Raw genomic sequence first — 14,313 nt, forward strand, 5'->3', positions numbered from 1 at the left:
CAACGTTGATTGGAATAGTACCACTAGATCCGAAAAAAAGCAAGGATTATCCTTTTATTCACGCAGACACCGCGCCCCGGATTCGGAACGCGGTGCGGAAGCGCGAGGCTTACTTGGCGACGGCCGGCTTCTGCAGGCGACGAGGAATGACGTCGTTGCCGACGATATTCTCGTACGACTCGCGGGCTACGACCAGATCCGCCTGACCGTCCTTAACGAAGACGACCGCCGGCCGGCGAATGCGATTGTAGTTGCTCGCCATGGCGTAGTTATAGGCTCCGGTGCAGAACACGGCAAGCAGATCGCCGGACCGGACCGCAGGCAGATTCAAATCCCAGATCAGCATGTCGCCGCTCTCGCAGCACTTGCCGGCGACGGAGACGACTTCCTCTGCCGTGTCGTTCGCGCGGTTGGCGAGAATCGCCTCGTACTTGGATTCGTACAGAGCCGGCCGCGGGTTGTCGGTCATGCCGCCGTCCACTGCGATATATTTGCGCACGCCGGGAATGTCTTTGCTTGTCCCGACCGTGTAGAGCGTCGTACCTGCGTCACCGACGATGCTGCGGCCGGGCTCGATCCAGACTTCCGGAAGCGGGAAGCTCGCCTTCTCGCAGGTCGTGCGGACCGCGTCGGCGATCGCCTGCACGTAGGTGCCGAGCGGCAGCGGCTGGTCTCCCTCGACATAGCGGATGCCGAAGCCTCCGCCGAGGTTCAGAACCGTGAACGTATGGTTCAGCCTGTCGCGGATCTCGACCGCGAAGGCCGACACTTTCTCGACCGCCATCCGGAAGCCTTCGACCTCGAAAATCTGCGATCCGATATGGGAGTGAACGCCGAGAACTTGAAGATTCGGCAAGGAGATCGCCGTTTCGATCGCCCGGAACGCCGTGCCGTTGCCCAGGTCGAAGCCGAATTTGGAATCCTGCTGACCCGTCGAAATATAGTCGTGCGTATGGGCCTCGACTCCCGGCGTAATGCGCAGCAGCACGTTCACGCGCTTGCCCTGCTCTCCGGCCAAGGCGTTCAGCAGATGAAGCTCGTTAAAATTGTCGACGACGAAGCAGCCGATGTTCGCCTCCAGCGCCATCAGAATTTCTTCGGGCGTCTTGTTGTTGCCGTGGAAATGAATGCGCTCGGCCGGGAAGCCCGCCTGCAGCGCCGTGTACAGCTCGCCGTCGGAGACGACGTCCAGACTCATGCCCTCTTCCTCCGCCACGCGGCACATCGCCATCACGCAAAACGCCTTGGAGGCGTAAGCGACCTGGTGGCGAAGCCCTGTCGAGCGGAACGCCTCCATAAATTCGCGGGCGCGCCGGCGTACCAGCTCCTCGTCCACGATATAAAGCGGAGTGCCGAACTGCTTCGCCAAATCCGTAACGTCGCAGCCTCCGATCTCAAGATGACCTTTGCTATTTATGGTGCTCGTACCATGCAAGAACATAACCATTTTCCCCTTTGGCGAATATTCCGGGCTCGCGCTCATTCGACTCCCCCGGTTGTTTGCACTTTAACAAACAGTATAACGGAAAACGGGGCAAGGGGATATGGAGGATTTGCCACAACATTTGCATTAACCTTCAAGATCGGAGGCAAAACGGGAGGCGGCGTTCCCTTCCCTTCGGTCGGCGCGATCGTCAGACCGGCTGCTTGCGGTTTTTCTTCGTCCGGAAGATCGACAGCCGCTTCTTGTTCGCGGAGAGCGGCATTCGGAACAGAATGCTGCGGAACGCGGCGGCGTTAAAGGGCAGGAACGGCCACAGGTACGGAGAATTGAACGACCTCTTAAACGTCAGGAACAGCAGGACGGCCGTCGACAGCACGACGAATCCGATCTCCTGGAAGAAGAAGACGGCGATCAGCAAGCCCAGTCGGACGACCCGGTTCGCCAGTCCCAGCTCGTAGCTCGGCGTCGCGAACATGCCGATCGCCGACACGGACATGTACAGGATCACTTCGTTAATGAACAGCCCGGTCTTGACCGCGATTTCTCCGATCAGAATGGCCGACAGCAGCGTCATGGCCGTCACGAGCGGCGCCGGCGTATGCACGGCCGCGAGCCGGAGCAGGTCGACGCCGATCTCGGCGACGACAAACTGCAGAATAAGCGGAATGTCTCCCGACTGGTCGGTTCCGACAAACCAGAGCCAGGCGGGACGCAGGGCGGGGTTCTCGTTGTACAGAAACCACAGCGGCATCAGAACGAGGGAAGCGAGAATGCCTACATACCTTACCCATCTCATATAGGAGCCCATAAACGGATTTTGGCGGTTCTCCTCGGCGTGCTGGACCAGGTCAAAATAGGTCGTCGGCAGCAAAATGGCGCTCGGAGACGTGTCGACGAGAATGGTGACGCTGCCGTCCAGCAGCTGCGCCGCGACGACGTCGGGGCGCTCCGTATATCTAACGGTGGGAAACGGACTCCAGCCGTTGCTCACCGTCATTTCCTCCAGCTGCTTGTCGGCCAGCGGAAGGCCGTCGATATCGATCGCCCGGATTTTGTCCCGAATCGACTCTACCAGCTCCGCGTTCGCGATGTCGTCGATGTACCCGACGCAGACATCGGTCTGCGTACGGCGGCCGACCTTCATTATCTCGAAGCGCAGGTTCGGATCGCGCAGCCGGCGCCGGACGAGCGCAACGTTCGTCAGCAGCGTCTCGGTAAAGCCGTCCTGGCTTCCTCTCACCACCTTTTCCAGCGACGGCTGCTCCGGGTTTCTCGCCGGAAAAGATTTCGCATCGATCATCAGAGCGGCGGGCTGCCCGTCGACGTACAAAGCGGTATTGCCGATCAGCACCTCGTCGATCATCTGCGGAAACGAAGTCGTCTTCTTAATCTGCACCGCAGGGACGTAGCATTCCAGAAAAGACTGCAAAGCGTCGGAGTCGATCAGACTGTCAGGGTCCAGATAGGTCAGTCTTTTAATGATTTCGGTTAACGAAGCGTCCTTGGCGAACACGCTGAGAAACAGCATTGCCGCCTTCCGGCCGCCGAACGTCATCTCCCGCACTTGAACCTCGAAGCTCTTATCCAGCCCGATCGCGGCGGTCAGCAGCTCCTTCCACCGCTCCAGATCGTCGGGAATGTCCTGCTGCGACTTGCGGGCCGTCTCCGAAGCGGACGGCTTGATCAGCTCCTTCCTCTCCTTCGAACGTCCCTCCGGCCTCCTCCCGCCTCCATCCGAGCGGTCTCGCGCGCGGCGCTCCCCGCTTTCTCTCTCTTCGTCCAGATGTTCCGACAAATCTCTGGGCCGGCTTGCAGGCTCCAACTCCATGCTGCCGTGTTCGGTCGTTTCCATCACGTTCACGCTCCTTACGGCTGAAGCCATAGCCAGTCGACGAGGGAACCCGTCACCTTGCCCAGCACAATGGCCATCAGCAGCGGAAGTAAGTAGGGTTTAAGCTTAAGTCTCTTGGCGACGATGGGAATCACGTTCAGCACCTCCGTCAGCGCGGCCGCGAACATGCCGACGAACAGGCCCTGAAAGGCTGCCGGGACGAGCAGGAATCGGGCTGACAGACGGAAGGTCCAGTCGAACAGGTCCGCGCAGATCCAGTACAGCGAACCGATCAGGATGGCGGATTCGAATACGGCGGAACGGCGGTATGCCCTTGTCAGCTGCACCAGCCTGGGGATCAGGTCCAGCACGATCAGCAGCGCGACGAAGGCGCTCCCGACGGTGAAGCCTCCAGCCAGGCTTACGGCGCCGAGCAGCAAGCTCCGGAGGCCGTCAGCCACCTTCGTTTCCCGCCCTCTCCTCGTGCTTTTTGCGATACTCCTCGGTAATGACATAGTGGTTTACGTTTTCCTGATACATGAACATCTCCACCTCCAGCGGATTGGGCTCGTCGTTCAGCCGCTTGCGCAGGAGCCGGTTAAAGAACAGCAGCATGCCCATTCCGACTCCGATCGAATAGGGAATCTGGAACAGCCAGGGATGGGCGCCCTCCTTCCCGGTAATCAATTCGGTCACTCTGCGCTGTACGGCCGGCATGTTCACGTCGGCATGGAAGTTCATCATCGCCATCCCCGATCCGAAGAACAGCAGCAGCCAAGCGAGCGTCAGCACGACTCTGCGCGGCTTGACGCTCCCTCCCGGCGAAATCTCCAGCAGCACGTGAGGCTCCCCGAACGTCTCGATGACCATGCCCGGCTCCGCTTTCCGTATCGCCTGGACGACCTGAAGCATGTCGATCAGCAGCAGATTGCCGTCTCCGGAGCTCACCTTGTGCAGAGGAAGCTTCTCCAGTCGGCTCTGCTGCGCCGGCTCCGCCACGAGCCTTGCGACGTCGCCCAGCCGGACGACGGCCCCCGGACGAACGACGGCTCTTCTGCGCATGCGGACATAGACGACACTGGACTCCTCTTCGGAACGACCCATCGCAACCCCCTCCCGGTCGGCATTTCGCTTAGTATGGAATGGAAAAGCTCCGCTTAACCGCATTTCCGGAAAAAAGAAGAGGCGCGCGACGGATGCCGGCGCGCGCCTCTTCTCGATCGATCGGCTCTATAGGGGGCCTATTGGGCGATCTGATCTTTAATGTTCTGCAATATTTTTTTCTCCAGCCGACTCACTTGAACTTGAGAGATGCCCAGCCTTCCGGCCACTTCGGACTGAGTCTGATCGCGAAAGTACCGCAAGTAGATGATCAGCCTCTCCCGTTCGCTCAGCCCCTGAATCGCCTCCGTCAACGCCAGCTTGTCGAACCAGCGCTCCTGGGACTCGTCGGCGATCTGGTCCATCAGCGTAATCGGATCTCCGTCGTTCTCGAACACTGTCTCGTGAATGGACGTCGGCGGCTTGTTCGCTTCCTGGGCGAATACGATTTCCTCCGGCGTTACGCCAAGCTCCTCGGCCACTTCCCCGATCGTCGGAGCCCGTCCGTATCTCTTCGACAGCTCGTCCTTCACCTTGCGGACGCGATTGGCCATTTCCTTCAACGATCGGCTTACCTTAAGCGTCCCGTCGTCCCTTAGAAATCTCTGAATTTCCCCGATAATCATCGGGACGGCATAGGTCGAGAATTTCACGTCGTAGGACAGATCGAACTTGTCCACCGATTTCAGAAGCCCGATGCAGCCGATCTGAAACAGGTCGTCGCTGTCGTAGCCGCGATTGGCGAACCGCTGAACGACGGACCACACCAAACGAATATTGCTATTGACGAGCGTATCCCGCGCGGTCGTATCTCCGGATTGACTCAGCGCAATGAGGCGCTTAACCTCGCTGTCATCCAAGTATGCCGGCGGGGACGATCGTTTCCATTCCGCTTCCATGCCTCCAACCCCTGCCGCACGGTTTTAGTTAAACAACGCCTTTTTCGACTCGATCCGCTTTTTCATCCGGAGAGACGTGCCGCCCGCTTCCGAGCTGACGACATCGAATTCGTCCATAAAGTTTTCCATGATCGTAAAGCCCATGCCCGAACGCTCAAGCTCGGGACGGGACGTGTAGAGCGGCTGTCTGGCCAGATCCAGATCCTCGATGCCCTTGCCCTCGTCGGCGACCGACAGCGAGACCGTGTCTCCGTCGATCTCCGCCTCTACCGTGACGATGCCGTCCGTTCTTCCTTCGTAGCCGTGAATAATCGCATTGGTGACCGCCTCCGATACGACCGTCTTAATCTCGTCCAGCTGCTCGAGCGTCGGATCGAGCTGGGAGACGAAAGCGGCGACGGCGACTCTGGCGAACGACTCGTTCTCGGAACGGCTGGCGAACGAAAGCTTCATATGGTTATGCCCGCTCATGAGACGACCTCCAGACCGGCGACCGCCGAACGCTCCGTATCGTAGAACGTTAAAATTTTGAACAGCCCCGACAGCTCGAACAACCGGTTGACGCTCGGCTGAATGTCGCACACGACCATCTTGCCTCCGCGGCTCTTGATCAGCTTGTAGCGACCGAGAATGACGCCGAGTCCCGAGCTGTCCATAAATTGCAGATTCTTCAGGCTAAGAACGACGTGATCGCACCGTCCGCGAAGGATGGCATCCTCCATCTTGAAGCGGACGACATCCGCGGTGTGATGATCCAGTTCCCCTCTCAAGCGAACGATCAAGATGTTGCGCTGCTGCTCCAGCTCGACCTGTAAGCTCATGTTCATTTCCCCTTCCCCATAACCTGCTTGCCTCGTCACCAATTCTACGAAGCGCTCTCCCATTCCTGCCCGACGACAAAACTAGAAGCCAGCCCTCCCGATTCGACAGAGCGCGCGAAAGAGGCGGCGACGCTCTCTACGTCGTGCCGCCTTCCTCCGGGTTCAATCCGAATCCGAGAAGAACAGATGTCCTGTCGTTCTTCGCAGCAGCGCCCACCAGCCCGCGCGCTCGACCGCAACCGGCGATTCCACCGGAAACTCGGTTACTACGTCGCCGCCCCGGTAGACGACCAGCCTGCCGACCCGCTGTCCGATCTCGACCGGCGCCTTCACGTTCGGCTCGAGCACAAGCTCGTGCCGTATGCCCTGCCCGGCGTCGCCCTTCTTCAGCAGAACGCTGTACGAATGCTTCGCCGTCAGCGGAACTTTCGCGATCTTGCCTTTCTCCACCGACAGCGTGCCGATCGGATCGCCTTTTTTGTAGATCGGAACGTTCGTGTACTGGGCGAACGCATAGTCGAACAGATGCGACACTTCCGCATTGCGCGTCTTCGTGTTCGGCTCGCCCATCACGACGGCGATCAGACGCAGATTGTCGCGCCTGGCCGTCGCGGACAGACAGAACTTCGCCTCGCTCGTATACCCCGTCTTCAGCCCGTCCGCCCCGCTGTAGAAACGGACAAGCTTGTTCGTGTTCACAAGCCAGAACGGTTTAGGACTGCCTTTGCGCAAGTAATCCTGGTACAACCCCGTATATTTCGTAATGGCGTCGTATTTGAGCAGTTCCCGCGACATTAACGCGATATCCCGCGCCGAAGAAACATGGCCCTCTGCCGGCAGACCGTTGCAGTTGACGAACTTCGTATTTTTCATTCCGAGCTCGGCGGCCTTCTCGTTCATCATCGCCACGAACTGCTGCTCGCTCCCGCCCAGCTTCTCGGCGAGCGCCACGGAGGCGTCGTTGCCGGAAGCGAGAGCGACCCCCTTCAGCATCTCCTCCACGGTCATCTCTTCTCCGGGCTCCAGGAAGATTTGCGATCCGCCCATCGAGGCGGCGTACTCGCTCGTCGTCACCTTGTCCGTCAGCTTCAGCCTTCCTTCGTCGATCGCTTCCATAACGAGCAGCATCGTCATAATCTTCGTGATGCTGGCAGGGGGCAGAGCTAACGTGCTGTTTTTCTCGTAGATGACCGTGCCGCTGTCCGCATCCATCAGAATCGCGGATTTGGCGCTGGCGGCCAGATCCGTGGCCGGCGGCTGGACCGACGGCTCCTTGGCCGCAGCCGCGGGCGGCGCGATCAAGGCAGCCGTCAAGAGCCCGGCAAGCAGCCAGGCGTAAGGCCGTTTGTTGGACGGTGTTCGTGTCTCTTTACAAGCCAAAAGTGGCTCCCCCTCCTGAAGGCCGTTTGTCGGCCTATGATTTCTTCCCCTTAGTCTGTCCTTCGGGGAAGAAATATATTCCATCCGGTCAGCCCGTTCTCCGCCGAGAGTTAACTGATTCGGATACGCTGTACAGTTTTTGTTCAGCCGGATCATTTATGATTTTATAGTCGGGGGCATCTCCCTGTTAGAACGCGCAAGCTTAACGATAAAGCACTTGCAACGCCAGGAGGACGTGAATGAAAAAAATAGCCTACGCTTTGATCGCCGCCGGGCTTATTCTGGTCGCCTTCCCCTTCGTCCGCGAATATGTCGATGACCGGGAGCAGAAGCGGCTGCTAAGCGAAATGGAAAGGTCGTTGTCTACCGTCGATCCGACGCGCTCATACGCCTTGCAGCAGGAATTCGTTCAGCTTTCCGAAGTGCTCGATCGAGGAATCGAAGGACCCGTCGAGTCCAATGCGCCCGATGAAGAATCGGTGCCTATGGACGACAAGACGATCGCCATCATTCAGATTGACAAAATCGATCTGAAGCTGCCGATTCTGGCGGGAGCGACGCAGAAAAATATGAAAGTCGGCGCCGCTCATATGACGGAGACGGCCCCGCTCGGCGAGGTCGGCAATGCGGCGGTCGCCGCCCACCGCGCAAGAACGAAGGGGCGAATGTTTAACCGGCTTGACGAGATGGAGATCGGAGATCGAATCGATATTCGGCTGAGGGACAGGAGCATCGCCTACCGCGTGACGGACATCAAAGTCGTCGTTCCGACCGATCTCTCCGTACTGAACGCGGACGGAAACAAAGCGATTCTGACCTTGATTACGTGCGACCCGCTCGTTAATCCTACGCATCGGCTCATCGTCCACGCCGAGCTTATCGAAGAGGATGCTTGAGAACGCCCGCAACAATGCAAAACAGGCCGGAATCGATGACGATTCCGGCCTGTTTCTTCTGAAAATCTAATAATATTTGATTGCCGTATAGTCGCTTCCCTTTTTGGCGAACGCTGCGTTTTTCTTGTTTTTGCCAAGGCCTGCGTCCACTGTCGTGTCCACGACGACCCACTTGCCGTTCAGATAGACTTCGTTCCATGCATGGTATTCCGCCACATGCGTCGAAGTTCCCATCGCCAGCTTGGTCGGGATGCCCGCGCTGCGCAGCATTGCCGCGTACAAAGTCGCATACCCGTAACAGATCGCTTGTCCCGATGCCAGCGTCTCGTCTATATCCGGCAAGTAGTCCGCAGTGACCTTGCGCGCCAGTTCCTTATCGTAGCTCACATTTTGAACGATATATTCGTAGACCGCTTTGGCCTTCTCTTCGTCGGTGGTTGCGTTGCGAGTCAATTCCTTCGCTTTGGCAAGCGCCTCCTCCGCGTCCTTCCAACCGATATTTTGAGTGGAATTCAGATAAACATCGGTCGTTCTCGCAACGGCGACGTCGATCTTCTCCGAGGAAAGGACGCGGTACTTCGTACCGGATACGTTCTCCAGCACGGCAACCTCGTATTGCCCGTTCCCCATCTGCAGCGGCAGCCAAGTCGTCTGTCCTTTCGCCTCTGGGGTCAGCGTATAGATATAGCTTGCGCTTCCCTTCGATATTTTCGCTTTCGTGTTCACGGAAGGCTTGTACGCCAACCGAATGCCGATCGTCCCCTTGTCCAATTGGGACGTGTCCAGAGTCGCCTTGTTCGCTCCCGCGCTTCCATAGGCGACAGCCGGAATTGCGGCGAAGAGAACAAGCGCCGACAAGAGCAGTCGAGCATATCTGAACATGGATAAACTCCTTTCGGTAGCTGGCTGTCATCCTTCTTGCGGAAGGGAAGACCCTCTAGCTTTGCGCCACTGCCTTTCGACAGGTTTGCCATTATCGTGAAGCTTGTCCGAATAAAACAAAAAAAGCCGAGTCCTTCGGTAGCTGGCTGTCATCCTTCCTGCGGAAGGGAAGACCCTCTAGCTTTGCGTCGCTGTCTTTCGACAGGTTTGCCGTTATCGAGCTTGCTTTTGTAATTAAATTATAGCGAATTTTCGTCGAATTTGCAAGGAAAAACCTGCCAGTCAATCGGCAGGTTTTTCGCTATTTTCTCTAATTCGACTTTGATTTTTTCTCTCTATTTCTCTATCTCTCTAGTTTTTCTTCATACGGAAAATACGATTGCGATTCATGAGGAACGCTCCTGCAGCGATAAGCGCCACACCGGCCAGCTGAAGCGGCAGCGAACTGTTCTCGCCGGTTTTCGGCAAAGTCTTGGTGCTGCCCGGAGCTTGTTCCTCGTCAGATACCCCGCCGCGTGGAACGTCTTCCACGTCGATCTCGACGAGAATTTCTTGTTCGTTGCCATCCGAATCGGTAATGACGATGGTGAAGGAATCTTTGCCTTTGTAGTCTTTGTCAGGCGTGTATTCCCATTTGCCGTCCGGCGTAATGCGGACCGTACCGTGCTCCGGCTCTTCGCCGACTCTCACCTTGCCGCCTTCCGGAACTTCCGTTTTTCCTTCCACCGGCTTGTCGTTCGTCGTTTTCTCTTCAATCTTCGTTTCCGGCTGCTTCGGTTCCTCCGGATCTGTCGGATCTGTCGGATCCGTCGGTCCCGGCGTTTCGGAAGGCTCTGGAGATTCAGTAGGCTTCGGAGACTCCGTAGGTTCTGGAGATTCCGTAGGCTCAGGCTCCTCCGTTGGCTTCGGCGTCTCCGGAGGAGGCGTCCAACCTCCGCCGCCCGAGCTCGGAATTCTCTCGTTTGTTTTTTCTACCAGAACCGTCGACGTCTGATTCGTCGTAATCTCGAATTCGACCGGATCCGCGTTCAGACGATAGTCGTTAGGAGCTTTCACCTCGATCAGCCGATACTTGTTCGCCGGCAAATCTTCAAGGAAAAGTTGACCGTTCGAATCAGTCGTCAGCTTGGATGCGTCGATGCCGGAAACTGGCTTGAAGATCGGGTTACCTTCCAGATCCATTGCCGTCGTCTGTTCTTGCAGTTCGAAGACGGCTCCGCCGAGAACCAGAGTTTTGCTCGCATTGTACTTCGTCAATCGGACGGAACGATCGTTCGCCTTGTTCTCTATCGTGATTATCGTCGTTGGCTGTGTAATCACAATCGCGGTCTCGGCTTGTTCGATTACGAAACCTTCAGCTTCCATTTCCTCCAACGTATAGTTTCCATAATCCAAGCCTGTAAACCTAATTACGCCATTGACGTCCGTTCGATCTTCACCCACAACAGTGCCATTGGCATCTTTCAGTTGAAACTTAATATCTTTCAATTTTTCTTCCGTCTTAGCATTTACCTTAATGACCACAAGCTCGCCGCCCGTGCCTTTCGAATTCTTTGCTTCGAGTTCGACAATCTCAGTCTGATTGGCCGCAATGTCCAACTGGATCGGCGTCGGATCCAACGAATAGAACAACGGAGCCTTCACTTCCTCCAGCTTGTAGGTGCCTGGGGCCAAATCCCTCGCAGCAATTTGTCCATTGCCATCCGTCGTCAACAGATCTCCAACCTGATTGCCATTCGAATCAAGCAGTTTAAACTCGGCGCCTTCCAATTTAATCGAGGTATTCGCGGAATCGACCTTGATTAGCTGGAAGCCCTGACGAATTTTCTTGTTTTCAATTTCGATCGGAACAGCATTTCCCTTAAAGTTAACGATTTTACCGGTTGCGAATTGCGAATCCCGAACATGCCCGTTCGGCGCTGCAGTCTCTACAATTAGATATGGCAATCCATTGGTATCATTGTATCGATAATCTTTAACCGTTTCGGCGGTTCCGTCCGAACCCGTTACCAGCGTCTCCAGAAGCACCGTTTTAGCGGAGTTCCACAGCTCGAATTGAGCATCGGCAAGCGGGTTACCTTCATCGTCCGACTTGACAATTTTAAGCTTCTGCTTTCCAGTGGAAGCTCCGGCGATCGCTCCTCCTAGGGAAACAACGATTTTCTTAATCTCGCTGTCCGTAACCGCAGACGAAGACTGTCCTTCAAATTCGGCTTTATTGCCGATTTCTTGGCCATTGTCCGCTGTAATATATGACTTGTAACGCAAAGTGTAGGCGGTCGTCAGCGGTTCCCTAAATGTTAGAGAATATGTGTTGTCTGTAACAACAAGATCATACAATGCCTTATCTTCTAGATCCAACTTAGTTCCTTCTATTCCACTTATATCACCGTCATTATTCGCTTCGATCTTCGTCTTGTACAACTCAAACGAGTTCGCAAGTAGTATCTGATCTCCTACCAAGGTATCCGTTAACGTCGAATTGGCTCCAATATAAGATTGGCTCGGATTGATGACCACTGTCCATTCGGCAACATCGGAGGTACCAACCTGCTTGCCTGTTTTGCTGACGTATTCCCCTTCGTGCGCTGGTGTTACAAAGGCTTTCTTACCAAATAGATTAGTGCCCGGTGTATCCTCATCGAATAGCTTAGCATCATTTGAATATGTGCCTTCGATAGGAGAAGACTCTCCCAACTTTGTTTTGTACTTAATCTGATAAGCAGAATTAATAGGGCCCAGTTTCAGCGTAAAGCCTGACCCATTCAGCACAAAATCGGGGTCTTTCTCCTCAACCGGAACAGTTGCTCCTTCCTCAATCACATTGTTACCAGGTTTCAACGTCAGATGTTTTACTTCCAACGAGCCAGGAACAAAAGTTTGATTTGCTGAATAATTATCTGTAACAACTGCTTTGTTGATTGTGTGCAAATTGTAGTTCAGATAAATCGTCCATGTAATTTCTTTTTCTTTGGCGTTATAATCGCCCCTCTTATGACCGTTCTCTAACGTGTAGCTTTGAGGAATGACTTCAGCATCTTCAACCATAAGATCAGGTTTTCTTACGTTTTCATCCCAATCCAACCTAGCCACGTTTTTATATTTTCCGTCGGAGTGTAAAGGCTTCGTCGGTTCAAACTTTGTCGTATACGTGAATGAAATTTCTTCATTGATCTGTCCCGGCACGGTAATTTGGAAACCCTTATCATAATCAGGATCAGGAATAATTGTATAATCTCCTGCATTCAGTCCAGTTACAACAATTTTCGAAGGGTCAGAATCCAACAAAGTCATGTTGCGCTCAGCGTAATTATCCTTGATGATGAGATTCGTCATCGTTTTCTTGTCACGGTTAACAACAAGCTTCCACGTAATTTCTTTCTTGTCGAAATCTGCTTTTACCACGCTCTTTTCTAAAATAACCTGGCGAACATTCTGTGTGGCAGAAGCATTTTGACCACCGGAGTATACACTGTTTGTTACCGTTGCACCCTCGTAAATCCGAAGAGCATCTTTCAGTTTTGTCTCGTATTCAATGTCGAAAGCATCGCTGATTGCATTCTTAAACGTAAGCTTGAATCCGTTGGGCTGAGTATCGTCGAACTTATAATTGCCAGAAGCGTACGGAACACTGCTTTGATACAAGCCTGACGAGTTAAGTGTAACTTGGCTGACATTAAGTGAGCCGGCAACCAATTCATATTTACTCGTATCAAATACATCGTCAAGTATTCCGGATCCAGCCGCTATCGTTTGCTGGTTGTAGTTGTACTTGATTTTCCATTTGATCGTCTGCGTCGAATCATTGTAGCTGACAGCTTCCTTTTCCAAAGGCTTGTTGAATTGAACCGTAACTTTATTGCTCTGGGTCTGTTGCGGCAAGGAAGAGGAGTCACCAGTCAACTCCACGTGGTTTGTGTACTCGCCTTTAAACTGACCATCAGTTACCGGAGTGACTGTCGTAGTGTACATTATTCTGGTCGCCTTGATGACGGTACCGAGATCCAAATCGAACCCCTCTGCTGTCGAAGCAATCTTATTCGGGTCAATCGGAGCACATGTTTCTTCTTCAAAATTCTTGTTGGAAAGGTTCTGCTCCAGTTCACACACGAGCACGCTGTCGGCGTCCAAAGTCACACCAGCCGGAAGCGTATCTTCGAGCTTGGCGTTCAAGATTTCATTTTCCGCCTGATTGAATTCTACTACCCATTCGATCTTGTCCGAGTTGCGACCATTCTTGTTGTCCTTACCCGTCTTTGTAATTTTGTCCGGAATTTCGCTTGCGAAGTGAACCCCGATAGGCGCGTGACCAACCGAACTGAAGTCGATATTCTGCTTCAAACCATCTTCGAACTCGCTCGCCTTGAACATTGTCCAAGCAGCGAAGTAAACCGTAGTATCTTGCGTAAGGTCAACGATTTCCTCATTAAAAGTTAACGTTACCTTGCCATTCGAATCGACCTGATAAGTTCCGAAATCGCCGCTTAGCGTACCCGTCTTAGGCGATATCATTGCAGCATCAAGCTGCGGAGGGAGATCGAATATATAGGTTTCATTTTCGCTGTAAGTCCCGGCTGGCAGATTCCATTCATAGATGACTGCAGCGAAGTTGTCCAGATCAGGTCTGTTCGGAATAGCCAAACTGTTCCCAACGTACTGAATTACACCGCTTGAGAAATCAGGCTTCGCATCGTAAAGCGAAACCTTCTGAATGACCATTTTGCTGCTAAGCGTTCCCTCGGCCGCATGCGACGATGGCGCCACAAACAACTGCGTCGCCAACTGAAGCACCAAGGCGAGCGCGACGAATATTGCCAGCTTCTGCTTGGCTTGTCGAGCTCTGTTCTTGCTCACTCTGACCCTGCTGACTCTCACAAAATCCTTCCTTTCTCAAATGGAGTGTTGCAGCTGCATTCGGACCTCTGCTGTTCATGTCGATTCTGTTAACCCGGGTTTCCCGCATGCAAAAAAGCACATAGCTGAATATTAGCAAGGTCGCCTGAACAACTTCTGAAAAAGTTCTCGAATCTTGACATCCGAACACATGTTTGCTAACATT

11 protein-coding genes and 2 riboswitches are annotated in these 14,313 nt (G+C 54.4%); of the genes, 1 reads left to right on the forward strand and 10 read right to left on the reverse strand.

Translation table 11 applies throughout. The features are described 5' to 3' along the window. Positions 1 to 109: 109 nt before the first annotated feature. The 8 genes from lysA to ACFO3S_RS12890 all read right to left on the reverse strand — a co-directional run bounded on the left by lysA (position 110) and on the right by ACFO3S_RS12890 (position 7,425). The gene (gene lysA / locus ACFO3S_RS12855; protein WP_378096346.1) at positions 110 to 1,441 is read right to left on the reverse strand and encodes a diaminopimelate decarboxylase; all 1,332 of its coding nucleotides are present in this window, start codon (positions 1,439 to 1,441) and stop codon (positions 110 to 112) included. 193 nt (positions 1,442 to 1,634) lie between these two features. Further along, the gene (locus ACFO3S_RS12860; RefSeq protein WP_378096349.1) at positions 1,635 to 3,296 is read right to left on the reverse strand and encodes a spore germination protein; all 1,662 of its coding nucleotides are present in this window, start codon (positions 3,294 to 3,296) and stop codon (positions 1,635 to 1,637) included. Positions 3,297 to 3,310: 14 nt separating this feature from the next. Beyond that, positions 3,311 to 3,736: a stage V sporulation protein AB gene (locus tag ACFO3S_RS12865; protein WP_378096352.1), complete on the reverse strand. Its 426-nt coding sequence runs from the start codon at positions 3,734 to 3,736 to the stop codon at positions 3,311 to 3,313. Beyond that, a complete protein-coding gene (locus ACFO3S_RS12870) occupies positions 3,729 to 4,379 on the reverse strand; it encodes a stage V sporulation protein AA (RefSeq protein WP_378096355.1) in 651 nt (216 codons plus the stop codon). Before ACFO3S_RS12870 ends, ACFO3S_RS12865 begins: the two co-directional genes overlap by 8 nt. 137 nt (positions 4,380 to 4,516) lie before the next feature. After that, the gene (gene sigF / locus ACFO3S_RS12875; protein WP_378096358.1) at positions 4,517 to 5,275 is read right to left on the reverse strand and encodes an RNA polymerase sporulation sigma factor SigF; all 759 of its coding nucleotides are present in this window, start codon (positions 5,273 to 5,275) and stop codon (positions 4,517 to 4,519) included. Positions 5,276 to 5,299: 24 nt separating this feature from the next. Then, on the reverse strand, positions 5,300 to 5,746 hold the full coding sequence (spoIIAB, locus tag ACFO3S_RS12880; protein WP_378096361.1) for an anti-sigma F factor: 447 nt from the start codon (positions 5,744 to 5,746) through the stop codon (positions 5,300 to 5,302). Further along, positions 5,743 to 6,096, reverse strand: a complete 354-nt coding sequence (spoIIAA, locus tag ACFO3S_RS12885; protein WP_378096363.1) for an anti-sigma F factor antagonist — start codon at positions 6,094 to 6,096, stop codon at positions 5,743 to 5,745. The genes spoIIAB and spoIIAA overlap by 4 nt, the downstream gene beginning before the upstream one ends. Before the next feature lie 162 nt (positions 6,097 to 6,258). Further along, entirely contained in the window at positions 6,259 to 7,425 is a 1,167-nt protein-coding gene (locus tag ACFO3S_RS12890; protein ID WP_378096738.1) for a D-alanyl-D-alanine carboxypeptidase family protein, read from the reverse strand. 290 nt (positions 7,426 to 7,715) lie between these two features. On the opposite strand from ACFO3S_RS12890, the gene ACFO3S_RS12895 reads away from it, so the two are divergent. Further along, positions 7,716 to 8,372 (forward strand): class D sortase, encoded by a 657-nt coding sequence (locus ACFO3S_RS12895; RefSeq protein ID WP_378096366.1) that lies wholly within the window; start codon positions 7,716 to 7,718, stop codon positions 8,370 to 8,372. 66 nt (positions 8,373 to 8,438) lie between these two features. Here the strand turns inward: ACFO3S_RS12895 and ACFO3S_RS12900 are convergent, their stop codons facing one another. Beyond that, a complete protein-coding gene (locus ACFO3S_RS12900; protein ID WP_378096369.1) occupies positions 8,439 to 9,254 on the reverse strand; it encodes a transglutaminase-like domain-containing protein in 816 nt (271 codons plus the stop codon). A gap of 12 nt (positions 9,255 to 9,266) precedes the next feature. Further along, a riboswitch (cyclic di-GMP riboswitch) is annotated at positions 9,267 to 9,354 on the reverse strand. Positions 9,355 to 9,388: 34 nt separating this feature from the next. Beyond that, positions 9,389 to 9,476: riboswitch (cyclic di-GMP riboswitch) on the reverse strand. Between the two features lie 129 nt (positions 9,477 to 9,605). Beyond that, on the reverse strand, positions 9,606 to 14,108 hold the full coding sequence (locus tag ACFO3S_RS12905; RefSeq protein ID WP_378096372.1) for a collagen binding domain-containing protein: 4,503 nt from the start codon (positions 14,106 to 14,108) through the stop codon (positions 9,606 to 9,608). Positions 14,109 to 14,313 lie beyond the last annotated feature (205 nt).

Origin of the sequence: Cohnella hongkongensis (assembly GCF_042654645.1) — a bacterium.
GTDB classification, from domain to species: domain Bacteria; phylum Bacillota; class Bacilli; order Paenibacillales; family Paenibacillaceae; genus Cohnella; species Cohnella hongkongensis.

Bases quoted from the DNA above. Each gene is read 5' to 3' on its own strand.
- lysA (WP_378096346.1), bottom strand. From the start codon at position 1,441: ATGTTCTTGCATGGTACGAGCACCATAAATAGCAAAGGTCATCTTGAG.
- ACFO3S_RS12860 (WP_378096349.1), bottom strand. From the start codon at position 3,296: ATGGAAACGACCGAACACGGCAGCATGGAGTTGGAGCCTGCAAGCCGG.
- ACFO3S_RS12870 (WP_378096355.1), bottom strand. From the start codon at position 4,379: ATGGGTCGTTCCGAAGAGGAGTCCAGTGTCGTCTATGTCCGCATGCGC.
- sigF (WP_378096358.1), bottom strand. From the start codon at position 5,275: ATGGAAGCGGAATGGAAACGATCGTCCCCGCCGGCATACTTGGATGAC.
- spoIIAB (WP_378096361.1), bottom strand. From the start codon at position 5,746: ATGAGCGGGCATAACCATATGAAGCTTTCGTTCGCCAGCCGTTCCGAG.
- spoIIAA (WP_378096363.1), bottom strand. From the start codon at position 6,096: ATGAGCTTACAGGTCGAGCTGGAGCAGCAGCGCAACATCTTGATCGTT.
- ACFO3S_RS12895 (WP_378096366.1), top strand. From the start codon at position 7,716: ATGAAAAAAATAGCCTACGCTTTGATCGCCGCCGGGCTTATTCTGGTC.
- ACFO3S_RS12900 (WP_378096369.1), bottom strand. From the start codon at position 9,254: ATGTTCAGATATGCTCGACTGCTCTTGTCGGCGCTTGTTCTCTTCGCC.